This is a genomic window from Capnocytophaga sp. oral taxon 332 str. F0381, from assembly GCF_000318275.2.
Lineage (GTDB): Bacteria > Bacteroidota > Bacteroidia > Flavobacteriales > Flavobacteriaceae > Capnocytophaga > Capnocytophaga bilenii.
On record NZ_KB291328.1, the window covers coordinates 614 to 1,401 of the forward strand.

2 protein-coding genes are annotated in these 788 nt (G+C 31.9%); both read right to left on the bottom strand.

All coding sequences use genetic code 11. The annotated features are described in order from the left end of the window. Window positions 1-44: 44 nt before the first annotated feature. Window positions 45-179, bottom strand: coding sequence for a hypothetical protein (locus tag HMPREF9075_RS14025; protein ID WP_009416146.1), 135 nt, complete (start codon window positions 177-179; stop codon window positions 45-47). 25 nt (window positions 180-204) lie between these two features. Further along, window positions 205-788: hypothetical protein (locus tag HMPREF9075_RS08580; RefSeq protein ID WP_009416147.1), on the bottom strand; the 584-nt coding region annotated here is incomplete at its 5' end.

Sequence of the window (788 nt, forward strand, 5' to 3'; positions counted from 1 at the left end):
ACCAGCAGGATATGATGAACTACTTCCTTTTTTTCCAAAAATCACTAACCTTCTGTGGTTTCCAAAGGAACATCAGTGAGTTCTTCCTCTTCAGGAAGTGGTGCATAGTGGCGATGCAGGTTCTCCCCACTGCTGATAACCGCTTCCCAATCCCGCCCTAAATATCGGATGAAAATCATTCGCTAATTCTATGTTAGGTAAGTATCATATATTTAAAATTCCATCAACGATTCTATACCCAGTTGCATTATTCTCTTTTAATTCTTCAACAATCTTTTCAGAGAAAAAAATAGCTGCACCTATAGAAATTATATCATATTCTATTTTCTCCTTTAAATACAAATCTACTTTTGTCGTATATCTATATTTCGATTCGGAGTTTTCATAATCTTCATAGTCTATAAAAGAGAATACATCTCTATCCCGATGATAGAAAGTACTTTTTTGAAAATCAAGAACTTCAAAACTCCATACAGGGAAACCTATTAGGAAATAGTTACCATCAAAAGTATCAATCTTTACAGGAATTTTATTGTGAATAGGTAATTTGTATGCAGATATAATATCCACAATCTTTTTGCTTACTAAGAAGTCAATTCCTAATTCATAAGGAGCGTAATACATAAAATCTAATTTCTTAATACTTTTATTCATAGGGAAATAGATGACACTTGGACATTTTTTTAAATCAAACTGCTGAAATGTTTCGATACGAACCCCTTTTATATCGTTACTGTTGCTATCAAAAAAGCTGTTGAAATATTCTTTATGTTCATCTTTTTCAAATG